This window comes from Candidatus Dormiibacterota bacterium (assembly GCA_035635555.1).
Classification (GTDB): Bacteria; Acidobacteriota; Polarisedimenticolia; order Gp22-AA2; family Gp22-AA2; genus Gp22-AA3.
Genome location: DASQAT010000013.1, coordinates 137,379 through 159,641, shown reverse-complemented (window position 1 = coordinate 159,641; position 22,263 = coordinate 137,379). Strand labels below are relative to the sequence as shown.

General features: G+C 69.9%; 17 protein-coding genes. 13 read left to right on the top strand and 4 right to left on the bottom strand.

What is annotated here, in order from left to right; genetic code table 11:
* Nucleotides 1-2: 2 nt before the first annotated feature.
* From VEW47_03960 to VEW47_03945, 4 genes are all read right to left on the bottom strand, one after another.
* On the bottom strand, nt 3-2,231 hold the full coding sequence (locus VEW47_03960; protein HYS04327.1) for a M28 family metallopeptidase: 2,229 nt from the start codon (nt 2,229-2,231) through the stop codon (nt 3-5).
* On the bottom strand, nt 2,228-3,685 hold the full coding sequence (locus VEW47_03955; protein HYS04326.1) for an amino acid permease: 1,458 nt from the start codon (nt 3,683-3,685) through the stop codon (nt 2,228-2,230). Before VEW47_03955 ends, VEW47_03960 begins: the two co-directional genes overlap by 4 nt.
* A gap of 106 nt (nt 3,686-3,791) precedes the next feature.
* Nucleotides 3,792-6,173: a S8 family serine peptidase gene (locus VEW47_03950; protein HYS04325.1), complete on the bottom strand. Its 2,382-nt coding sequence runs from the start codon at nt 6,171-6,173 to the stop codon at nt 3,792-3,794.
* 65 nt (nt 6,174-6,238) lie between these two features.
* A complete protein-coding gene (locus VEW47_03945; GenBank protein ID HYS04324.1) occupies nt 6,239-6,790 on the bottom strand; it encodes an outer membrane beta-barrel protein in 552 nt (183 codons plus the stop codon).
* Nucleotides 6,791-7,112: 322 nt separating this feature from the next.
* Between VEW47_03945 and VEW47_03940 the strand changes: the two genes are divergently transcribed.
* From VEW47_03940 to VEW47_03880, 13 genes are read left to right on the top strand one after another with little or no spacing between them, the layout of a single operon-like run.
* Complete coding sequence (locus VEW47_03940) at nt 7,113-7,550, top strand: division/cell wall cluster transcriptional repressor MraZ (protein ID HYS04323.1); 438 nt, start codon at nt 7,113-7,115, stop codon at nt 7,548-7,550.
* 21 nt (nt 7,551-7,571) lie between these two features.
* Nucleotides 7,572-8,513, top strand: coding sequence for a 16S rRNA (cytosine(1402)-N(4))-methyltransferase RsmH (gene rsmH, locus VEW47_03935; protein ID HYS04322.1), 942 nt, complete (start codon nt 7,572-7,574; stop codon nt 8,511-8,513).
* Nucleotides 8,510-9,100: a septum formation initiator family protein gene (locus VEW47_03930; GenBank protein HYS04321.1), complete on the top strand. Its 591-nt coding sequence runs from the start codon at nt 8,510-8,512 to the stop codon at nt 9,098-9,100. Before rsmH ends, VEW47_03930 begins: the two co-directional genes overlap by 4 nt.
* Before the next feature lie 22 nt (nt 9,101-9,122).
* A complete protein-coding gene (locus tag VEW47_03925) occupies nt 9,123-11,363 on the top strand; it encodes a penicillin-binding transpeptidase domain-containing protein (protein HYS04320.1) in 2,241 nt (746 codons plus the stop codon).
* Between the two features lie 50 nt (nt 11,364-11,413).
* Nucleotides 11,414-12,955 (top strand): UDP-N-acetylmuramoyl-L-alanyl-D-glutamate--2,6-diaminopimelate ligase, encoded by a 1,542-nt coding sequence (locus tag VEW47_03920; GenBank protein HYS04319.1) that lies wholly within the window; start codon nt 11,414-11,416, stop codon nt 12,953-12,955.
* Between the two features lie 49 nt (nt 12,956-13,004).
* Nucleotides 13,005-14,435, top strand: a complete 1,431-nt coding sequence (gene murF, locus VEW47_03915) for a UDP-N-acetylmuramoyl-tripeptide--D-alanyl-D-alanine ligase (GenBank protein HYS04318.1) — start codon at nt 13,005-13,007, stop codon at nt 14,433-14,435.
* Nucleotides 14,435-15,520 carry a phospho-N-acetylmuramoyl-pentapeptide-transferase gene (gene mraY, locus VEW47_03910; protein HYS04317.1) on the top strand — a complete coding sequence of 362 codons (1,086 nt, stop codon included), beginning with the start codon at nt 14,435-14,437 and terminating at the stop codon, nt 15,518-15,520. The genes murF and mraY overlap by 1 nt, the downstream gene beginning before the upstream one ends.
* A gap of 8 nt (nt 15,521-15,528) precedes the next feature.
* On the top strand, nt 15,529-16,917 hold the full coding sequence (murD, locus tag VEW47_03905) for a UDP-N-acetylmuramoyl-L-alanine--D-glutamate ligase (protein HYS04316.1): 1,389 nt from the start codon (nt 15,529-15,531) through the stop codon (nt 16,915-16,917).
* On the top strand, nt 16,917-18,008 hold the full coding sequence (gene ftsW, locus VEW47_03900) for a putative lipid II flippase FtsW (protein HYS04315.1): 1,092 nt from the start codon (nt 16,917-16,919) through the stop codon (nt 18,006-18,008). Before murD ends, ftsW begins: the two co-directional genes overlap by 1 nt.
* Before the next feature lie 10 nt (nt 18,009-18,018).
* Nucleotides 18,019-19,095, top strand: a complete 1,077-nt coding sequence (murG, locus tag VEW47_03895; protein ID HYS04314.1) for an undecaprenyldiphospho-muramoylpentapeptide beta-N-acetylglucosaminyltransferase — start codon at nt 18,019-18,021, stop codon at nt 19,093-19,095.
* Nucleotides 19,095-20,465: a UDP-N-acetylmuramate--L-alanine ligase gene (gene murC, locus VEW47_03890; protein ID HYS04313.1), complete on the top strand. Its 1,371-nt coding sequence runs from the start codon at nt 19,095-19,097 to the stop codon at nt 20,463-20,465. The genes murG and murC overlap by 1 nt, the downstream gene beginning before the upstream one ends.
* A 26-nt stretch (nt 20,466-20,491) precedes the next feature.
* Complete coding sequence (murB, locus tag VEW47_03885; GenBank protein ID HYS04312.1) at nt 20,492-21,406, top strand: UDP-N-acetylmuramate dehydrogenase; 915 nt, start codon at nt 20,492-20,494, stop codon at nt 21,404-21,406.
* Nucleotides 21,403-22,263 (top strand): FtsQ-type POTRA domain-containing protein, encoded by an 861-nt coding sequence (locus tag VEW47_03880; protein ID HYS04311.1) that lies wholly within the window; start codon nt 21,403-21,405, stop codon nt 22,261-22,263. The genes murB and VEW47_03880 overlap by 4 nt, the downstream gene beginning before the upstream one ends.

Sequence of the window (22,263 nt, the reverse complement as noted above, 5' to 3'; positions counted from 1 at the left end):
GTTCAGCGTTCGAGCGTTTTCGCAGCCTCTCCGATGGTCGCCGCGCGCGTACGGATGGCGACGGCCAGGGCCTGCGCCTGCTCGCGTGCCCGGTGGGCGTCGCCGTCGTGGACTGCCTCGCGCAATCCGGGAAGCGTCTCCGCCGCGTAGGTCGGGAGGGGTGCGTAGACGAGATGCTTGAACCAGGGTCGCTTCGGGAGTCCGTCCGCGCGTAGGAGGTCCCTCTCCGTCTTCATGATCGCGGTGTTCACGCGCGTGAGCGCCTCGGGGGAGGGACGCGACGGCCCGCCGAGCGCCGCCGCGACCCTCGTGTCGAGATCGTCGGCCGCCTTATCCCACTCGGCGAGCGCCGCTCGCAGGTCCGCGAGGTCGGGGAGCGCGCCGGATGCGGCCGCGTCCTTGCCGCGCGGCGCCGCGGCGCGGGCCCCCTTCTCGACGTCGTCCAGGTAGGCCGCCACGTCCGCAGGGTAGGGTGACTCCTCGAACGGCAGGATGTCGGCGTTGGCGAGGCGGTAGGCAAGGAGCCCCCACACCCGCACCATCGCGGTGTGGTACTTGAATCCCGGATCGCCGAAGCGGCTCATCCAGAAGTAATCGTCCAGGACCGAGTGGTACACGCCGTACGGGCCGTCGAATCCGGCGTCGAGCGACGGGATGCCGATGTGGTTGAAGAAGACGGTGTAGTCCGAGCCGCTCCCCAGGATGTCGTAGGTCACCTCGTGCTCCTGCTTCCCGACCGAGGAGGCGTTGTACGTCGACTTGAAGCTGTCCCTGCCGGCGGCGCGCAGCGTGGCGGTGTAGAGGTCCGCGCCGCTCCGCGGATCGGGCACGTCGCGCAGCGTCTCGGAGATCAGGCGCCGCATCGACGGGACCGCCGACGCCTGGAAGGTCGGACCCGAGGTCGATGAGTCGACGTTGAGGCAGGCGACACCGTTGCGCGCCAGGTCGTCGCGGCGCTCCTCGCCCCACTCGGTCGAGCCGGTCAGCGTCCATTCCTCGGCATCCCAATTGCCGAACACGAGCGTGCGCCGGGGCGGGTAGCCGCGCTTCTTGAGCTCGCCGGCGACGCGCGCCAGCTCGAGCATCGTCGCGGTGCCGCTCGACGGATCCACCGCGCCGTACACCCACGCGTCATGGTGGTTCCCGAGGATGATCTGCCGGTCCGGCTCGTCGCTGCCGCGCAGGACGCCGATGACGTCGGTGATGGCGCGCGTCTCGAACGACGCTTCGATCTTGAGGTGCAGGCGCGACGGACCGGGGCCGACGTGGTAGGTCAGCGGCAGGCCCCCCTGCCAGCCTTCCGGCACCGCCGGCCCCGCCAGGCTCTTGAAGACGACCAGCGCGTCCCGTCCGGAGATCGGCACGGCCGGGATGCGCGGCAGGATCTCCGACTCGGCCGGCTTGATCCGTCGCGCGCCGGGGAGCGAGGCCCACCCCGGTGTCAGCGGGTCGCCGGGGACGATGTAGTCGTACACCACCGCCCCCCGCTGCACGTGGCCGTCGGGGCCCCACGGTCCGCGCGGATAGACGTCGCCCCGGAAATAGCCGTCCTCCATCGGGTCGCTGTAGAAGATGATGCCCGCCGCCCCGCGCTTCTCCGCCTCCTGCGCCTTGCCGCCGCGGTATCCGTCGAAGTAGCGCGCCAGGACCAGGCGGTCCTTCACCGACACCCCGAGGCGATCGAGCTCGTCGAAATCCTCGGGGCGGGCGTGGTTCACGTACACCACCTCGCGCGTCAGGTCGCACGACGGGGAGTAGGCGTTCCAGGTGAGCGCCGCGCGCGGGTCCGCCGCGTCCTTGTCCTCGGGCGTCCCCTCCTCGGGACGGGTCAGGCGCTTCGTCTCGGGCTCGACCTGCTCGAGCAGGGCGCTCTTCACGTACCCGAGGTACACCTGGTAGGTCTTCATCGTGGTCTCGAGCCCGGCCTCCTTGAAACGCTCGAAGATGTAACGCGCCACGGCGTCGTTCTCCGGCGTGCCGGCGACGTGCGGGTCCTTGGTGAGGACGCGCGCGTGCTCGTCGACGCGCTTCGCGTCGGGCAGGCCGAGGAGGAGCGCTTCGATCTCCCTCTGGCGCGCCAGCGACCCTGCGTGGAAGCCGAAGATCCCCGCCGCGCCCGTCCCCGCCGGTGCCGGAGCGCGGGGTGCGTCGCGCCGCGGCCCCGCAGCCGCGAGCACCAGGACCGCGAGCGCCGGCGCGGCGACGAACCCGACGATCGCGTGGCTCCTCATGCCGCGCGCACGGCGGCGCCGTCCCTCCGCCGCTTCCAGTACAGGTAGGCGGGCAGGCCGCAGGCGAGGATCGCCAGCCCCCATCCCGACTCCACCGGCTGGTTGACCAAGGTGTAGACAAGGACAACGACGCAGATCCCGACGTAGACGATAGGCGTCATTGGGTAGCCCCAGGTGCGGTAAGGACGCGGCCACTCCGGGTGGCGGCGGCGCAGCACGATGACCGAGGCGCCGGCGAGGGCGTAGAACAGGACGGCCGCGAAGATCACGAACGTGTAGAGCTGGTCGTACGTGCCCGACAGGCAGAGGGCGCTCGACCAGAGGCACTGCCAGAAGATCGCCTTCACCGGCGTGCGGTGGCGCGGGTGCACTTCGGCGATCCCGCGGAAGAACAACCCGTCGTTCGCCATGGCGTAGAACACGCGCGGGCCCGAGATGACGGTCGCGGAGATGCAGCCGAACACCGAGACGAGGACCGACAGAGACATCAGTTTCGACCCGAGCGGCCCGAACAGCCGCCCCGCGGCTGCCTCGCCGATCGTCCCGGTCGAGATCATGTCCCCCACCGGCATGGCGTACAGATAGACGACGTTCATGCCGACGTAGATCAGCGTGATGGCGCTCATGCCCAGAATGAGAGACAGCGGCAGGTTGCGCTGCGGGTCCTTGATCTCGCCCGCCGTGAAGGTGATGTTGTTCCAGCCCTCATAGGCCCACAGCATCGCCACCATCGACAGGATGAACGGGCCGAGGCCGAATCCTCCCGCGCCCGCCCCTCCGAACAGCGGCACGAAGTGCGACCAGCTCCCTCTGCCGACGACGACCCCGAGGATCATGAAGCCGGCGAAGGAGGCGATCTTGACGACGGTCACGATCCCCTGGAACAGGCTCCCTTCCTTCACGCCGAAGTAGTTGACGATCGACAGGAACACGATCACCGCGACGGCGTTGAGCTGGCCGGCCGAGATCGCGAGCGTGTGGCCGGGAAGCGGCAGCGAAGCGAGCGTGCGGTCGGTGCCGAGCGCGGGGACGAAGAGCCCGAAGTAACGCGCGTACCCGACCGCCAGCGCGGCGAGCGTTCCGGTGTGGATGACGGCGAAGAGCGTCCAGCCGTACAGGAAGCCGGTGAGATCGCCGTACGCCTCGCGCAGGAAGACGTACTGGCCCCCGGCGCGCGGCAGGGCGGCCCCCAGCTCGGCGTACACCAGGGCGCCGGCGAATGACAGGACTCCACCGGCGATCCAGCCGGCGAGGAGAAGACCGGGCGACGGAAGGAGGTGCGCCACGCCCCCCGGGCCCCCGGTGACCAGGAACACCGCCGAGCCGATCACGAGCCCGATCACCAGAAGTGTCGCGTCCCACAGCCCGAGAGCGCGGATGAGCCCGCGATCCCCAGCCTCACTGCGGACGGTTCCTCCCGGAGGGGTTCCTGTCGCTTCGCGTGGAATCGTCATTCGTCCTGCTCAGGCCTCCGCGTCCCGGTCGTCGAGCTTCGGGTCGACGCGGTCTCCCGCGCTGCGGCTGCGGCGCGGGCCGGCGCAGGATACATGAGGCGGGGTCCTAGAGGCAGGGAGAGTTGTTCGGCTCGATGCCGCCGCCGCCGTCGACGCCGAGGATCCCCTCGACGCCGGCGTGCACGCCGGTCACCAGGTAGAAGAACGCCTGCCCGCGGGGGGGGGTCGCTTGATCGAGGAAGAGGGGCGACGGGAGTCCGCTCTGGAGGCACGTGCCGTAGACGGTGGCGCTGAGCCCGGGGATCGATCCACGGTAGACGTTGTACGTGTCGACGTAGAGGCTGTCGCTCCCGCCGAACGTCGTCGGCGAGGTGGCCCCCAGGTCGGTGACCATCGAGGCCGCCTGGTATCCGGCCTCGAGGGCGCGCAGCTTGCCGTATCCGTAGAACGTGTTCGGCAACGGGCCCGGCACGCCGGTGAACGAGTCGGATCGGGCCGAGCGCTGCATCGCCGCCTTGATCTCGGGTCCCGAGAGGGACGGGTTGATCCCGAGCAGGAGCGCGGCCGTGCCGGCGACGTGCGGCGTGGCCATGCTGGTGCCCCGGATGTCGCCGTGCACACCATCCCTTTCGGTGAACGCCGTCCCCCGCGTCGACTGGATGGCGCCGGCGAGCGACGAGCCGATCCACTCGCCCGGAGCCGCGATGTCCGGCTTGATCCGCCCGTCGCGCGTCGGTCCGAGCGACGAGAAACCGGAGAGGCTCCCGACCCCGGAGACGGTGCTGAGGGACGCGATCGTCTGCATCCCGGTCACATTGATGAAGCGATCCTTGTCGGCGTACGAGCCGGCCGTGATCGCCCGGCGCGACGTCCCGGGAATGCCGACGGTCTTGCCGAGGTTGGACACGGCCAGGCTCACGAACCCCGTCGGCGCTGCGTCGGACTCGTCCCACAGGTCGAACGACGGTGCCGGGGAGGCCAGGGCGCTGGTCGCGATCCGGATCGTCCAGGTTCCGTTGCGCGGCGCGACCGTCGGGCTGCAGGCGCTGCTGTCCCAGATCTGCACGAACACCTCGTTGTCGCCGTTGACGGGGTCCGGCGCGTTCGTGGCGTCCACCTGAACCGCACCGTCGCCGGTGCAGACGATCCCGGAGTCGGCGCCGCGCGTAGCGCCGACCACGATCGATGTGGGGCTGACGATCTGGAGGGTGACGGAGTCCGCCCCCTCGTACCAGAGATCGATCCAGACGTCGTCGTTGTCGGCGCCGCTCCTCGGCGTGTAGGACAGGTTGAACGTGTTGCTGATCGAAGCGCCGGCCGCCGGTAACGGCGCTCCCCAGTGGATGGGATGCGCGCTGTTGTCGCGGCCGCCCGAGTTCCCCGCGGCGATCGCCATCACCGCTCCGCGCGTGCCGGGGCCGGTCGCGGCGTCGATCGTCATCTCGTCCGGATCGGTCCCGTCGTGCGCTCCGAGGTCGGTCCCCAGACTCATGTTGCCGGCCCACGGCTTCCCGGCGGCCGCCGCCGTGCTCGCGATGAACTGCACCGCCGCGGTGAGATCGCAGGCGTTGCAGAAGGTGCCGGTGTTGTCGAACACGCGCACCATGAGCAGGTCGGCCTCCGGCGCCACACCCGCGAACGTCCCGGCGGGGACACCGTTGCCGGTCTCCAGGCCGTTCCCGGCGGCGGTGCCGGAGACGTGCGTCCCGTGGCCGTGGCCGTCGCCGGTCAGCAGCGAGCCGCCCGAGGCGAGCGCCGCGTCGATGTCGGCCTTCGGGTAGAAGGCCCCGAAGGAGAAGCCGGCGGGCGGAGGGTGGGCCGCATCGGTCAGCGTCTGGTCCCAGATCCCCAGGAGACGCGTCGTGCCGTCGGCCTTCCTGACGTCATGATCGGTCCACTCGATACCCGTGTCCACGACCGCGACGATCACCCCCGCGCCGCGGTCGAAGGCGGTGTTCGCCTGATCCGAGGCGACCTGCGCCGACGCCGTGCTGACCTCGTTGAGCAGGCGGTACGCATGCGACGCCTTCAGCCAGGCGATCTCCGGCAGCCGTGCCAGCGGCTCGATCGACGCCGCCGGAACGGTCAACGACAGGACGTCCCCCACCTGTCCCCTGATCTCGACGCCGATGTCGGACAGCGCCTGCCGCAGCGCCTCGCGGCCCCGGCGGGAGCCTGAGGCGCTCCCGGCATATCCCGCCTTGACGCGCACGACAGGGGTCCCGGATCTCTCCGCCAGCACGAAGGAGGGAAGCGCGCGCACCGCCTGCTCCGACCGGCCGGGCACGGCGTCGATGAACCGTCCCTGCTCTCTTCGCGTGCCGAAGGCGATCCGCCTCAGGAACGGGTCGAGCTTGCGCTCCCAACCCGTGGCGGCCGTGCCCGCGTCGGGTCCCACGGGGTGAACGGCGCTCGAAGCCGACACGCTCAGGAGAACGGCGATCGGAACCAGCAGGTAGCCACGCCCGCGAATCCGGAGCAGGTTCATGGGGACGTAAGTGTACGTTGGGATCGGGCCGCCGACAACGACCAGTATCCTGCCTGTCGGCGCTCCTAGAAGTCGAAGCGCCCACCGATCACGATGATCTGGATCGGACTGGAGATGTCTCCGGTGAGGTAGTGGTAGGCGATTTCGCCGTGCACCGCGAACCATCTCAGGATCTGGGCGTCGAGACCGAAGCCCCAGTTGATGCCGATTTCGATGCCGTTCTGGGTGTTCTGGCTGTCGGTCAGGCGCAGGTCGTAGAAGCCCACACCGGCGGCGGCGAAGGGATGCATGACCCTGAAGCGCGGCGTGAAGACGAGATCCCCCGTGACGAAGAAGGCGTCGGCGTCACGCGTGCCGGCGGCCGGGCTGATGCTCTCCCGACCGCTCATCGAAAGCAGGCCCGCCGTGGCGCGATAGGCGGCGTAGCCGCTCTTCTGGTACTGCAGGGCGAAACTGATCGCCTGGTCGGAACGGTAGGCGCTGTCGCCCTTCGGGCCGGACTCCCCGATGCTGGCGGTGAAGGAATAGCCCCCCGGCTGGCTGGCCGCCATGGCGGAGAACGGCACGAGAAGCGAAACGAGCACTGTGAACCGGGCAAGAGGCGCGATCCGCTTCACGGCAGACCCTCCGCGGCACTGTTGCGGATGCTACCACACGGTCCCCCTTCATTTCACTATCTGCAAACGGATCGGACCCACTTTTGCACAGGATGTTGTGGGGTGCCCCGTCACCTCACGCCACATATTGGAGAATTGCATGGGCGGGGCTATCCGGTTGTCCATGTAGAAGTTTGTCATTGACAAGCCGGTGAGGAGTCTTTATATTGCCGCCGTGGAGTAAAGTGGTCTAAAGTGGCCACGCACCCATAGAATTCAAGAAAAGCAAATCAGCGACGGCGGACATTGCTGCGACGTCCGTGAACCGCCGACGAGGAACGGAATGCTGAGGGGAAGCTCTCCCGCCAAGGTCGACGACAAAGGGCGCCTCAAGATTCCCTCCCTCTTCAAAGGATACATCGAGGAAGCGTACGGCCGGGAGTTTTTCGTGACCACCCACACCGGCGACTTCGTACGGATCTACCCGATGACGGTCTGGATCGAGATCGAGAAGAAGCTGGCCGCGAGCTCCTCCCTCGGCCCGTCCCTCGCGAAGTTCCGCAATTTCGTGAACTACTACGGTCAGCCCGCGACCATGGACGACCAGGGGCGGATCCTCATCCATCCCATGTTGCGGCAGAAGAGCGAAACCGGCGGCGGGGTGATCGTGATCGGCAACCTGACCTGCCTGGACGTCTGGAATCACGAGAAGTTCCAGTCCCAGATCACTCCTCTCGATGACGACGAGCTCAAGATCCTGTCCGATCACGGCATCTCATGAGAGCGCGCGAAGCGGACCGACATGGACGGACGAACCCATGAGCCTGTCCTCCTGCGGGAGGTGCTCGCGGCGCTCGCCTGCCGCCCCGGCGGATTCTGGGTGGACGGGACGGTCGGCGCCGGCGGACACGCGGAGGCCATCCTGCGCGCCAGCGCACCCGACGGACGCCTGTTCGGCTGCGACCGGGACGCGGATGCGGCTGAGGCGGCCCGGCGCAGGCTTCGGCCGTTCGGAGCGCGGGTCATCGTGCAGCACGCCGACTACCGGCGGATCCCGGCGCTTCTCGACGCGATCGATGCCCCCCCCGTATCGGGACTCCTGCTCGATCTCGGAATTTCGTCCCTGCAGCTCGACGATCCGGGGCGCGGCTTCTCGTTCCAGGCGGACGGGCCTCTGGACATGAGGATCGATCGCTCGCAGAGCGGCACGGCGGCGGACCTTGTCAACACGCTCCCGGAGGAGGGGCTCGCGGCGATCCTGAAGGAGCACGGTGAAGAGAGGAGGGCGAAGCGGATCGCCAGGGCGATCGCGCGGGCGCGCGACCGTGGGCCGATCGCGACCACGCGCGAGCTCGCCGCGATCGTGGCCGCCGCGTCTCCCGGGCCGGGCCGCATCCACCCGGCGACCCGCACGTTCCAGGCCCTGCGCATCGCCACGAACGGCGAGCTCGAGGGTCTCGACCACCTGCTCGCCGATGCGACGGCCTGTCTCGAGCCGGGCGGCAGGATCGCGGTGATCTCCTTCCACTCCCTGGAGGACCGCGTCGTCAAGCGGACGCTGCGGAGCCTGACGCGTCGCTGCGTCTGCCCGCGCGATCTGCCGGTGTGTGTCTGCGGCCGCCCGGGTGTCGTGCGCCTGATCACGCCCCGCGCCCTGCGCCCCTCGCCGGAGGAGGTCCGGGACAACCCGCGCAGCCGCAGCGCGAGGCTGCGCGCCGCGGAGCGCCTGGAGAGCGCCGCGTGAGCCACGCCGCCTCGAGCATGCGTCTGCAGATCAATGCCCGTCTGGTGAAGGAGAAGGATCGCGCCCGGGCGCGCGAGCTGCGCAGGCTCCTGCTCTGCGGAGCGGCCATCGTGGTGCCGCTTCTCGTATATGTCTGGCAGCGCGTCGAGTTCCTGCGCGTTTCCTACGAGGTCGAGGCGCTCAAGAAGGAGCGCCAGCAGCTCCAGGAGCAGAGCAAGCAGCTCACGGTCGAGCGCTCGTTCCTGCTGTCGCCGGACCGGATCGAGCGTCTGGCGCGCAAGGAGCTCGGCCTCGTCGATCCGTCCCCCACCGACGTGAGACGCGTCGCCGTGATCGACGGAAAGATCAACGAGGTGGGGACAGAGGCCGAAGCCGCGGGCGGCGGGGACGGTGCTGTGGCGGCCGGCGCTCCGTCCAGGCCGCAGGCGGGCTCCGCGGCGAAGAAGGCCCGGCGTCCGCGCCGGAGACCGGCGCCACCGAAGAGCGCCGGAACGACTGACGAGACCGCAGTGGAGGCGGGCGTCGGGATGTTCCCCCTGGTCGGCATTGCGACGCCTCGAAGTCAGCAACCGGAAGAGACGCCCTGACGGGGGCGCTCTGGGAGGGACGATGGATCGCGCGATGAAGTGGACCGGATTCGGACGGCGCCGGGCGCGTGGTGACGAGCGGACGCACAGACCGCGGGCGCTGCGGGCCCGGCTCATCCTCCTCGTCGTCGCGGTGGGCGCGGGCCTGCTGGCGATCCTCGGCCGCTGCGCCCACCTGCAGGTCGTCCGCGCTCCCGAGCTCCTCGACCAGGCGCGCTCGCAGCAGGAGAAGACCATCACGCTGGACCCGCCGCGGGGGCCGATCCTCGACCGCAACGGCAGGGAGCTGGCCGTCAGCCTCGACGTCGACTCGGCGTTCGCCGAGCCCGGCGACGTGGCCGACCCGGCCGGCGCCGCCCGAAGGCTCGCGTCCGTGGTGGGCGTCCCCGCGTCCGAGCTGTACGCACGCCTGTCGAGCGATCGGCGCTTCGTGTGGATCAAGAGAAAGATCACGCCTGATCTGAGGAGGAGGATCGAATCCCTGAAGATCCGCGGCGTCGGCTTCGTGCGCGAGAGCCGCCGCTATTACCCGAAACGCACTCTGGCGGCGCACCTGGTGGGCGCCTGCGGCATGGACAACCAGGGACTGGACGGCCTGGAGTTCATGTACGACGGCGCCATCCGCGGCGCCCCGGGACGACTCGTCTCCCTGCGCGACGGTCGCGGCGGCCGAGTGCTCGATCGCGAGCAGAAGGATCCGACGCCGGGATACGGCCTGTCCCTGACGGTCGACGAGGTGATCCAGTACACCGTCGAGCGGGCGCTCGACGACGTCATGGCGGAGACCTCCGCCGAGGGGGCCACCGTGGCGGTCCTCCGCCCCCAGACGGGGGAGGTCCTGGCGCTGGCCAGCCGGCCGACCTTCGATCCGAACGACTACTCCGAGGCGCGCGAGTCGGCGCGGCGCAACCGCGCCACGACCGACTACTACGAGCCCGGATCGACCTTCAAGGTCGTGACCGCGGCAGCGGCCCTGGATTCCGGGCGGGTCCATCCGAACGAGGTCATCTGGTGCGAGAACGGCTCGATCGTCGTGGCGAAGCACCGCTTCAAGGAGGACCGCCTGCCGTACGGCAACCTGACGTTCACCGAAGTCCTCGCGAAGTCCAGCAACGTCGGCGCCATCAAGGTGGCGCAGAGACTGCGGGCCTCCGAGTTCATCTCCTACATCCGGGGCTTCGGGTTCGGCCACAAGACCGGCATCGATCTCCCCGCCGAGAGTCCCGGCATCCTGCGCGACGTCTCCGACTGGTCGGGGCTGTCCCAGGCCTCGATCGCGATGGGCCAGGAGATCGGAGTCACCACGCTGCAGCTCGCGGCCATGCTGGGAGCCGTCGCCAACGATGGCGTGTGGGTTCGACCGCGGCTGGTGCAGGCTCTCCTGCCGGCCCAGGGCGGGCGCTCTCCGCTGGCGCCAGGCGCCTCGTCTCCGACCCAGGCCGACATCGGCGCCCCCGACTCCGACACCCCCGCCGCCGCGGACGGCGGTCCTGGGAAGGGGGCGGGGGTTCCCGAGTCGCGGCGCGTGATCTCCGAGACGACCGCGCGCGTCCTGCGGGCCATGCTGCAGTCGGTGACGACCGAGGGGACCGGGAAGGCCGCGTCGATCCCCGGCTACACCGTGGGAGGCAAGACCGGCACGGCGCAGAAGATCGACCAGAGCGGGCACTACGCGCGCGGCAAGCACGTCTCGTGGTTCGCCGGATTCGTGCCCGCGGGCCGGCCGGCCCTGGCGATCGTGGTCATGGTCGACGAGCCGAAGGGGGCGAAGTTCCACGGCGGGGACGTGGCCGCCCCCGTGTTCGCGCGCATCGCGCAGCCGACGCTGATGTACCTCAAGGTGCCGCCGGACCACGAGGATCCCCTGGTCTTCGATCGCTCCCTGCGGGCCTCCCTGTCGACCGGCGGCGGCGCCGGCCCGGCCGACGACGAAGCGCGGAGGGGGAGATTCGATCGCCCCGGTGTCGCGGCGCTCGCGGTCAAGGCCGTGCTCCGGGATCGCGGGATGGCGGTCGCGGCGACCGGCGGCTTCGGGCCGGCCACCGTTGTGCACGCCGCCCTCGGCGACCCGACGGCACAGCCCGTTCCTGGCGGCGCCGTCATGCCGGACCTCGCCGGGATGAGCCTGCGCCAGGCGAACGAGTCCCTGGCGGCGCGGGGCCTGGTCTGCCGCAATGACGTCAAGGGCGGCCGGGTGACGCGCCAGGATCCCGATCCCGGGACACCCGTCACTCCGGCCACGCCCTGCGTGGTGATTTACTGAAACGCCGCGGCCCGCCCGCGATGCGACGGGCGCGGCGAAGCGAAGGACACGTGCAGCTCGGGCAGATTCTCGAAGGCATCCAGGACGCGCGGCTCAGCGGCGATCCGAAGACGCCGATTCGCGGGCTGGCCTACGACTCGCGCGCCGTCGAGCCGGGGTTCCTGTTCGCCGCCCTGCACGGCGAGAAAAGCGACGGGAACGACTACGTCGAGCAGGCGATCGACCGGGGGGCGAACGCGGTGCTGTCGCGCCGCGCGCCGGACCGCATCGGGGCGAAGGTCGCCTGGGTGCAGGTCGACAGCGACCGGCGCGGGCTGGCCCTTGCGGCGCGCAACTATTACGGGAGGCCCGACCAGCGGATGCTGATGATCGGCGTCACCGGCACCAACGGGAAGACGACGGTCTGTTTCCTCCTGGAGGCGATTCTGAGGGTTGCCGGGCTCAAGCCGTGCATTCTGGGGACGGTGATGTACCGGTACAACCGCGACGAGACCAAGGCCGGGCGGACGACACCGGAGTCGCTCGACCTGTACCGCCTCCTCGATCGATACGCCACCGCCGGGGCGCGCTCCTGCGCCATGGAGGTCTCGTCGCACGCGCTGGTGCTCGAGAGGGTGGCCGGCGTCGATTTCAAGGCCGCCGTGTTCACGAACCTGACGCAGGACCACCTGGACTTCCACGGCACGATGGACGCGTATTTCGGCGCGAAGGCAATCCTGTTCCGGGACCTGTCCGGCGCCGCGGTGGCGGTCCTGAACGCCGACGACCCGCACGCCCGGCGCCTGCGCTCCCTGACGAAGGCGCGCGTCGTCACCTTCGGCGAGTCGGAGGGGGCGGACGTCCGGCTGTCGTCCGTGCAGGCCGCCGTCAGCGGCACAGGGATCATCCTTCAGATCGCGGCCGGCCCCGCCGCGACGCCCGGCGGGCGCCTCGAGGTCCGCTCGCCTCTCCTCGGCCGGCCGAACGCCCTGAACATGGCGGCTGCCGCAGCCGCCGCCCTGGCGCTCGGTGTCGGGCATGACGCCGTCGCCCGGGGCCTGGGATCGGTGACCGGCGTCCCGGGGCGCTTCGAGCGGATCGACGAGGGACAGCCGTTCACCGTCCTGGTCGATTACGCCCACACGGACGACGCCCTGAAGAACCTCCTCCTGGCGGTGCGCGATCTCAGGCCGCGGCGCATCGTGACGGTGTTCGGCTGCGGCGGCGACCGGGACAGGGGCAAGCGCCCGCTGATGGGGTTCGCGGCGGCGGCCGGGAGCGACATCGTGGTCGTGACGTCGGACAACCCGCGGAGCGAGGATCCGATGGCGATCATCGAGGAGATCCTGCCGGGGACACGCCGCGCGCACACCGGCGATCCCGGCGGGCAGAGCGGGAAGGAGCGCTGCCTGGTGATCCCGGATCGCAAGGAGGCGATCCGGCGCGCCCTGTCCCTCGCCGAGGAGGGAGATTGCGTCGTGATCGCCGGCAAGGGGCACGAGACGTACCAGATCCTGGGCGAGCGGACCATCCCGTTCGACGATCGCGAGGTCGCGCGGGACATTCTGAGGTCGGCGCGGCGATCGTCGCGTCATGGGCCTCTCGCCGGGTGAGGGTCCGGGCGGCCATGGAGAGGCGCCGGCGGCCGGGGGCCCGCGTGTCATGGCCCGCCTGAGCCTGGCCGCGATCGCGAAGGCTGTGGGCGGCCGTCTGGTCCTCGGCCGGAGGCCGCCGGTGGGCGGAGCGGAGCGCGAGATCGATGGATACAGCATCGACTCGCGCACGGTGCGGCCGGGCGATCTGTTCTTCGCCATCGTCGGGCCGCGGATGGACGGCCACGACTTCGTGAACGCCGCCCTCGCGAAGGGAGCGGCCGTGGCGGTTGTGGCGAAGGGCACGGAGGCGAAGTACCCGGACGCGCCGGCGCTCGTCCGGGTCAAGGACACGACGCGGGCGCTGCAGGATCTCGGCGCGCACGTGCGCCGGGCGCGCCCGCTCCGCGTCGTCGGGATCACCGGCAGCGCCGGCAAGACCACGGCGAAGGAGATGACCGCGGCCGTGCTCGGAGGACGCTTCAGCGTCCTGAAGTCGGAAGGGAACCTGAACAACGCCTACGGGCTGCCGCTGATGCTCCTGCGACTGGGCGCGGACCACGAGACGGCGGTCCTGGAGATGGGGATGAGCTACAAGGGCGAAATCGCGCGTCTGGTCGAGATCGCCGACCCGGATGTCGGGGCGATCCTGAACGTCCTGCGGGTCCATCTCGAGCACTTCGGCACGCTGGACAGGATCGCCGAGGCGAAGGGGGAGCTGTTCCGGGGGATGCGGAAGGACGCGGTCGCCGTCTACAACGCCGACGATCGTCTGGTCACCCGACTGGGGCGGGCGTTCGCGGGACCGGGCATCTCCTACGGCATCGGCGCGAGGCAGGCCCGCGTCCGCGCCGAGGCCATCGAGGTGGAGGGGCTGGGCGGCTCGCGGTTCGTCCTGCGCCACGACGGCGGGAGCGTCCCCGTGCGTCTCTCCCTGCCGGGCCGGCACAACATCTACAACGCCCTCGCCGCCGCCTCGATCGGCGTCGCCTGCGGGCTGGACGACGAGGAGATCCGTCACGGCCTCGAGAGCGCCCGCCCCGCCGGGATGCGCGGTGTCCTGCACCGGCTGCCGAACGGCATCGACGTGCTGGACGATTCCTACAACAGCAACCCGGCGGCGATGGAGCGGGCCATCGAGGCCCTCACGGCCGCCGAGCCGAGCGGCCGGCGCGTCCTGGTCTCGGGCGACATGCTCGAGCTCGGCCCCTACGAGGGCAGGGCGCACGTCCGTCTCGGGAAGCTCGCCGCCGAGGCCGGGATCGATCTGTTCGTCGCCGTCGGCCCGCAGAGCGCGCGCGCCGCCGACGCCGCGCGCGCCGCGGGTGCCGTCGAGGTGCGTCATTTTCCCGATTCGGAATCGGCGGCCCCGTTCGTCGTCTCCGCCGCGCGCCCCGGCGATCTCGTCCTGGTGAAGGGATCGCGCGGCATGAGGATGGAGCGCGTCGTCGAGGCCCTCCTCTCGAAGGCGGGCGCGCCGGGCGCCGGAGGGCGCCCCTGATGCTCTATCACCTGCTGTTCTCTTTCTATCCCGACATCAGGATCATGAACGTCGTCCGGTACATCACCTTCCGGACCGCGCTCGCGACGTTGACCGCTTTGCTGATCAGTCTCGCCTTAGGACCGGGGCTGATCCGAAGATTGCGGGAGTTCCAGATTGGGCAGCACATCAGACCCGAGGGACCTCTTTCCCACCAAACGAAAAAAGGAACACCCACCATGGGGGGGCTTCTCATCTTAATTGCGGTGGCGCTCCCCTCCCTCCTCTGGGCAGATCTCACCAACCCATTTGTGTGGATGGTTCTCGTATCCATGCTCCTCTACGGGGTCATCGGCTTCGCCGACGACTACCTCAAAATCACTCGGAAGAGGTCCCTCGGGCTGACTTCGCTGCAGAAATTCGCGTTGCAGATTGTCGTGGCGCTGTGCTTGGGTCTGTGGCTCCTGTGGCTCGCCGATCAGGGGCGCTACACGACGCAGTTCTCGTTTCCGTTCTTCAAGAAGTGGACACCCGACCTGGGAGCTCTCTACGTCCCCTGGGCGATGCTGGTGATCGTCGGAGCGGCGAACGCGGTCAATCTCACCGACGGGCTCGACGGCCTGGCGATCGGCTCCTCGATGATCGCTTCGGCGACGTATACGATCCTCGCCTACATCGCCGGTCACGCGAAGGTCGCCGGCTACCTCGACGTCCCGAACGTCAAGGGGGGCGGGGAGATTGCGATCATCTGCGGTTCGCTGGTGGGGGCGTCGCTCGGCTTCCTGTGGTTCAACTGCAACCCGGCGGAAGTGTTCATGGGCGACGTCGGCTCGATGGCGATCGGCGCCACGCTCGGGACGGTGGCGGTCGTGATCAAGCAGGAGATCCTGCTGGTGTTCGTGGGCGGCTTGTTCGTCGTCGAGGCTCTGTCGGTGATCCTGCAGGTGGGCTCGTTCCGGCTGCGGGGCAGGCGGATCTTCCGGATGGCGCCCATCCACCACCATTTCGAGCTCGGGGGCTGGCCGGAGCAGAGGGTCGTGATCCGCTTCTGGATCGTCGCCATCATCTTCGCTCTCCTCGGGCTGTCCACGCTCAAGCTGCGGTAGAGGGGCCCATGAACGCGCTTCCTGATTCGCCGACCCCTCCCCGACTCGCCGGGAGCCGCGTCGTCGTGGTGGGGGCCTCGAAGAGCGGCGTCGCCATGGCGCGCTTCCTCATGTCGCGTCAGGCCGCCGTCGTCCTGACGGACGCGAAACCGGCCGCGGCCCTCGGCCCGGAGGTCGCGGCTCTCGGTCGCGCGGGGGCGAAGCTCGAGCTCGGCGGGCACGACGCCTCGAGCTTCGCGGCCGCCGATCTCGTCGCCGTGAGTCCCGGCGTGCCGCTCACGATCGGACCGATCGCCGGGGCGAAGGCGAAGGGGGTGCGCGTCGCGGGGGAGATCGAGCTGGCGTCGTGGTTCCTGAAGGGGCTCCTGATCGGCATCACCGGGACCAACGGCAAGAGCACGACGACCGCCCTCACCGCCCACATCCTGTCGCGCGCCGGGCTCAAGGCCACGGCCTGCGGCAACATCGGGCTGCCTCTGACCGACCTGATCGACAAGGATTCGCCGGACCACTACTACGTCATCGAGCTGTCGTCCTTCCAGCTCGAGGGGATCGACTCGTTCCGTCCCTGGATCGCCGCCCTCTTGAACCTCGCTCCCGACCACCAGGACCGCTACGAGTCCGAGGTCCCGTACTACCAGGCCAAGTCGCGCATCTTCAGGAATCAGGGGGCGTCCGACCACGCCATCCTGAACCGGGACGATCCCGAGGTCTGGGGCCTGGCGAGCACGATCCGGGCGCGCGTCCACCCGTTCAGCAGGACGACGCTCGTCGACGGCGGCGCCTGTCTCAAGGACGATCGCATCGTGGTCCGCCGGGAGGGACGCGACATCCGGGCGATCCCCCTTGCGTCGATCCGGCTGTTCGGAACGCACAACGTCGAGAACGTCATGACGGCGCTCCTCGTCGCCGATCTGTGCGGCGTGCCGCTGCCGCGGGCCGAGCGCGCGCTGGCCGATTTCCGGGGGCTGCCGCACCGGCTCGAGAAGGTGCGGGAGCTCGATGGAGTGACCTGGTACAACGACTCCAAGGCGACCAACGTCGCGGCCACGATGAAGTCGCTGGAGAGCTTTGCGGGAGGGATCGTGCTGATTCTCGGCGGCAAGGACAAAGGGGGCGATTTCACGCGGCTCGTTCCGCTCATCCGCGAGCGCGTGGCGCACCTCGTGCTCATGGGCAAGGCGCGCGACGTCATCGCGGCGCAGCTCGGGTCGATCGTCCCGACGACGAAGGTCGCGACCCTCAAGGAGGCCGTCGAGGCGGCGCGGGTGGAAGCCGGTCCCGGCGGCGTCGTCCTCCTGGCGCCCGCGTGCGCCTCGTTCGACCAGTACAGCGGATTCGAGGAGCGCGGCGAAGACTTCCGCGGCCTCGTCCAGGCCCTCGGGCCGAGGTCCTGATGGCGCGCAAGCTGGCATTCGACAGGACGCTGTTCGGAGTCGGGATCGGGCTCACGCTGTTCGGCCTGGTCATGATCTACAGCGCCTCGGCCGTGATCGCCCTGGAGCGCTTCGGCAACGCCCACCTGTTTCTCGTCAAGCAGGCGATCGCGGCGGCAGTCGGCATCGGCGGGATGGTGGTCGCGATGCACATCGACTACCGGCGTCTCCTGAAACGGCCGGTCGTCTACTTCGGCATCCTCGTGAGCACTGTGCTGCTGATCGTCGCCCTGGCCTCCGACCGCACGCACCAGGTGCACCGCTGGATCGTCCTGGGACCCGCGCAGTTCCAGCCGTCCGAGATCGGCAAGCTGGCGCTCGTGCTGTTCCTGGCCTACCTGATGGCCCGCAAGGAGGCGCAGGTGAACGACGTGGTCGGGACGATCATCCCCTGCGCCGTCGTCGTCGGGCAGCTGGCGCTCCTGGTCTACCTGCAGCCCGATCTCGGCACCGCTGCGATCTACATCCTCCTGACGATCGTCCTCCTGTTCCTGGCCGGCCTGCGCTGGAAGTACCTGCTGGTCTCGGGCGGCGCCTGCGCCGTCGCGATCGGTCTCCTGATCCTGCAGGCGCCTTACCGCGTGCGCCGCATCCTCTCGTTCATGAATCCGGACGACGACCCGCTGGGGGCCGGCTTCCAGGTGCGCCAGTCGATCCTGGCGGTGGCCAGCGGCGGCCTGCACGGCCAGGGCGTCGGGGAGAGCCGCCAGAAGCTGTTCTTCCTGCCCGAGCCGCACACCGATTTCGTGTTCTCGGTGATTTCGGAGGAGCTGGGTCTCATCGGCGCCGCGGCGGTGATCGCCGCGTTCGGCGTGCTGTTCTGGCGCGGCGTCGTGGCCGCGGCCGGGGCGCCGGACCGGGGCGGGTACTACCTCGGGATGGGGATTACCACCTGGTTCGTGGCGCAGGCGATGATGAACATGGCGGTGACGCTCGGCCTGATGCCGACGAAGGGCATCCCGCTGCCGTTCCTGTCGTACGGCGGCTCGAGCCTGGTCGTCAGTCTGTGCGCTCTCGGGGTGCTGCTGAACATCTCGCAGCATTCGTCCTAGCGATTCTCCGGTGGCCGACACGATCGTCGTCGCCGGAGGCGGAACCGGAGGGCACCTGTACCCCGGCATCTCGATCGCCCAGGAGATCGAGACGCGGCGCCCGGGGGTCGAGATCGTGTTCGCGGGTGCGGGCACGAGCCTGGAGCGGACGATCCTGGCCCCGCACGGGTACAGGCTGATCGCCATCCGGAGCGGCGGTGTCGTGGGCAAGTCGCTGACCGGGAGGATACGCGGGATCGGACGGGCGATGGCCGGCTTCGCCCAGTCGATCCGGACGCTCATGCGCAAGAGACCGAGAGTGGTGATCGGGGTCGGCGGCTATGCCTCCGGGCCCCTGGTCCTGGCGGCGGTGATGCTGCGCGTCCCGAGCCTGATCCACGAGCAGAACTACTACCCCGGTCTGACCAACCGGCTGCTGGCGCCGTGGGTGCGCCGTGTGGCGGTGTCGTTCGAGGAGACCCGGCGCTATTTCGGCGGGCGCGGCGTGGTGACCGGGAACCCGATCCGCGCCGAGTTCCGTCAGGCGAAGCGCAAGGCGCGGGGCGACACGTTCAACGTGCTGATCTTCGGAGGGAGCCAGGGGGCGAAGGCGATCAACGGCGCGGTCGTCGAGGCGCTCCCCCACTTGAAGGAGCAGCGGCCCGCCCTGCGCTTCCTGCACGGCACCGGGGCCGCCGACCACGGGCGGGTCGCCGCCGCGTACCAGGCCGCGGGCTTCGAGGCCCAGGTGCTGCCGTACATCACGGACATCCTGAGGGCTTACGAGTGGGCCGATCTCGTGCTCGCGCGCGCCGGGGCCGGCAGCGTGTCGGAGATCGCCGTCTGCGGGAAGGCGTCGATCCTCGTTCCCCTGCCCACCTCGGCCCACGACCACCAGCGCTACAACGCGCGCAAGTTCGCGGAGGCGGGCGCGTCGCTTCTGATGGAGGAGTCGTCCCTCACCGGTGAGGCGCTGGCGCAGGCCCTGCTGCGGCTGCGCTCCGACCCGGGGCGGGTGTCCGCGATGGAGCGCTCGGCCCTTCTCCTGGCGCGCCCCGACGCCGCCGTCCGGATTGTGGACATGGTCGCGGAGATGCAGGCATGGTGATGCTCCGCAAGACGCGCCGCATCCATTTCGTCGGGATCGGAGGGATCGGCATGAGCGGCATCGCCGAGGTCCTGATCAACCTCGGCTACCAGGTGACGGGGAGCGACCTCGAGGAAGGGGCCACGGTCAAAGGGCTGAGGGCCCTGGGCGGCCGGATCACCCGCGGTCACGCGGCCTTGAACGTCGGGGACGCGGACGTCGTCGTCATCTCCTCGGCCGTGAAACCTGACAACCCGGAGGTGCTGGAGGCGCGCCGCAGGCAGATCCCGGTGATCCCGCGCGCCGAGATGCTGGCCGAGCTGATGCGGATCAAGTACGGCATCGCCATCGCCGGCTCGCACGGCAAGACCACGACCACGTCGATGGTGGCGCAGGTGCTGTCGGGCGCCGGCCTCGACCCGACGATCATCATCGGCGGGCGGCTCAACGTCCTCGGCAGCAACGCCAAGCTCGGGCGCGGCGACCTGCTGGTCGCCGAGGCGGACGAGAGCGACGGGTCGTTCCTGCGCCTCACGCCGACCATCGCCGTGGTGACCAACATCGACGCCGAGCACCTCGACCATTACGGCGACCTGTCGCGTCTGCAGACCGCCTTCGCCGATTTCCTGAACAAGGTGCCGTTCTACGGCGTCGGCGTCGTCTGCCTCGACGACACGCGCGTGCAGGAGATCCTGCCCCGCCTGTCGCGGCGCGTCGTGACCTACGGGTTCACGGCGCAGGCCGACCTGTCGGCGTCCGACATCGAGCTCCAGGGATTCAAGGCGGCGTACACGGTGCTGCTGCAGGGGAAGAAGATCGGGGGGATCACGCTGCGCGTGCCGGGGCGCCACAGCATCGCCAACTCGCTGGCGGCGATCGCCTGCGGTCTCGACCTCGAGGTGCCGTTCGAGACGATTGCCGCCGAGCTCTCGCGCTTCAGCGGCGCCGACCGCCGCTTCCAGCTGAAGGGGGAGCACGGCGGGATCATGGTCATCGACGACTACGGGCACCACCCCTCGGAGATCCTGGCGACCCTCGCGGCCGCCAAGAAGGGGTTCGGCCGGCGCACCGTGGTCGTGTTCCAGCCGCACCGCTTCACGCGCGTGCAGGCGCTCCTGAACGAGTTCGCGCGCGCCTTCTACGACGCCGACGTCCTGGCGGTGTGCGACATCTACCCGGCCGGCGAGGCTCCGATCCCCGGCGTCACGGTCGAGGCGGTGGCGCAGGCGATCAAGACCCACGGCCACAAGGACGTGACGCTCGTGAAGAGCCTGAAGGATGTGCCGGACTGGCTCAAGGAGCGCGCGCGCGAGGGGGACATGGTGATCACGATGGGCGCCGGCAGCGTCTACAAGGCCGGCGAGGAGTTCGTCAGGCACTTGCGGAAGTGATGAGCGCAGGCCCGGGAACGATGCCGATGACGGCCGTGAAGCACTGGATGACGGAGGCGGAGGCGATCCTCAGGGAGTCGCCCGTGCGCGTGCTGCGCGACGTGCCGCTCAGGACACGCACGTCGCTCGGAGTCGGCGGCGAGGCGCCTCTCCTGCTGGCGCCGGCCCGGCCGGAGGAGCTGGCGCCCGTGATGGAGCGTCTGTTCCAGGCCGGGGTGCCGTTCGATTTCCTGGGCGCCGGCTCGAACCTCCTGGTGGCGGACGAGGGGCCGTCGTTCGTGGTGATCTCGTCGGAGTCGCTCCAGGAGGAGCCGGGCATCGAGGGTGACAAGGTCCTGGCGGGCGCCGGCTACCCGGTGCCGCGCCTGGTCAAGCGGGCGGCCGCTGCCGGTCTGTCCGGGATCGAGTTCGCCGAGGGGATCCCCGGGAGCGTCGGCGGCTGCGTGCGCATGAACGCCGGCTGGCACGAGGGGATGTTCGGCAACGCCGTGGCCTCGCTCACGGCGATCACCCGCCAGGGGCGTATCGAAGAGCTGGCGGCCGGAGCGGGAACGTTCGCCTACCGCCGCAGCCCGGGAGTCGGCGACCGCTTCATCGCCGCCGCGACCCTGCATCTCCTCCCCGACGACCCGGCGCGCGTGCGCGAGCGGATGCGCGCCTACCACGACCACCGTGTGTCGACCCAGCCGACCGGTGCGAAGAACGCCGGCTGCATCTTCAAGAACCCGGAGGAGGGGCACGCCGGGCGTCTCATCGACCAGAGCGGCCTGAAGGGGACGGCCGTCGGCCGTGCCGTCGTCTCGGACGTGCACGCCAACTTCATCGTCAACCGGGGCGGGGCCACGTTCCGGGACGTCCTCCTCCTCATCGACAGGGTGCGCGACGAAGTGAGCAAGAAGACCGGCATCACGCTCGAGACGGAGGTGATCGTCTGGAGATGAAGCGCCTTCGTCCCGCCACGGGATCGATCGACGCGACGCGCGCCGGCGCCGACACCGAGCCGCTGCGCATCCTCCGACGCGACCGGAGCGGCGCTCTCCGCAAGCGCCGCCGCGGCCTTGGCGGAGCCGTCCTCACGGCCCTGGTCCTCGGCACGGCGCTCCTCGGCGGGTCGGCGTACGGCGCTCGGCACTACCTGACCCACTCCCAGCGCTTCCGGCTCCGGCGGATCGAGTTCTCCGAGACGCGCTACGCGCCGGAGGGGGAGCTGCGCCGATCGCTGTCGCGGGCCATGGGCCGGAACCTGTTCCGGCTGGATCCGGCGCGGCTGGGGCGGGACCTCGAGGCGCGGCGCTGGGTGAAGCGGGCCGTCGTCAAGCGCGTCCTGCCCGACGGTATTTTCTGCGCCATCGAGGAGCGCGCGCCGGGAGGGCTCGCCCTGCTGCGCGACCGGGTGTGGCTGGTGGACGACGAGGGGGTCGCCATCGATCCCTTCGGCGGCCAGACGAAGGACTACTCCTGGCCGATTCTCGTCGGTCTGGACGACCGGAACGCCGCCCGCGCGCGCGCGCAGATGCAGCGCGGTGTCCGGCTCGTCGCCTGGCTGCAGGAGAACCAGCGGGACCTGGCGAAGAACATCTCGGAGATCGACCTGTCGCGCGACGACCGCCTGGAGCTGCGGCTGAACCAGGGGGGGCCGTCGGTGCGCCTCAATCCGAGCGATTTTGGAGCGAATCTCGACCGCTATCTGACGCTGCGCGACTACCTCGCCACGGACTTCGGCGACGGCGCGTACGTCGATCTGAGGTTCCGGGACCGCATCGCGTTCCGACCTCGTGTCGCCGTGAAGGGAGACTGA

Bases quoted from the DNA above. Each gene is read 5' to 3' on its own strand.
- VEW47_03960 (HYS04327.1), bottom strand. From the start codon at position 2,231: ATGAGGAGCCACGCGATCGTCGGGTTCGTCGCCGCGCCGGCGCTCGCG.
- VEW47_03955 (HYS04326.1), bottom strand. From the start codon at position 3,685: ATGACGATTCCACGCGAAGCGACAGGAACCCCTCCGGGAGGAACCGTC.
- VEW47_03950 (HYS04325.1), bottom strand. From the start codon at position 6,173: ATGAACCTGCTCCGGATTCGCGGGCGTGGCTACCTGCTGGTTCCGATC.
- VEW47_03940 (HYS04323.1), top strand. From the start codon at position 7,113: ATGCTGAGGGGAAGCTCTCCCGCCAAGGTCGACGACAAAGGGCGCCTC.
- rsmH (HYS04322.1), top strand. From the start codon at position 7,572: ATGGACGGACGAACCCATGAGCCTGTCCTCCTGCGGGAGGTGCTCGCG.
- VEW47_03925 (HYS04320.1), top strand. From the start codon at position 9,123: ATGGATCGCGCGATGAAGTGGACCGGATTCGGACGGCGCCGGGCGCGT.
- murF (HYS04318.1), top strand. From the start codon at position 13,005: ATGGCCCGCCTGAGCCTGGCCGCGATCGCGAAGGCTGTGGGCGGCCGT.
- mraY (HYS04317.1), top strand. From the start codon at position 14,435: ATGCTCTATCACCTGCTGTTCTCTTTCTATCCCGACATCAGGATCATG.
- murD (HYS04316.1), top strand. From the start codon at position 15,529: ATGAACGCGCTTCCTGATTCGCCGACCCCTCCCCGACTCGCCGGGAGC.
- ftsW (HYS04315.1), top strand. From the start codon at position 16,917: ATGGCGCGCAAGCTGGCATTCGACAGGACGCTGTTCGGAGTCGGGATC.
- murC (HYS04313.1), top strand. From the start codon at position 19,095: ATGCTCCGCAAGACGCGCCGCATCCATTTCGTCGGGATCGGAGGGATC.
- murB (HYS04312.1), top strand. From the start codon at position 20,492: ATGACGGCCGTGAAGCACTGGATGACGGAGGCGGAGGCGATCCTCAGG.
- VEW47_03880 (HYS04311.1), top strand. From the start codon at position 21,403: ATGAAGCGCCTTCGTCCCGCCACGGGATCGATCGACGCGACGCGCGCC.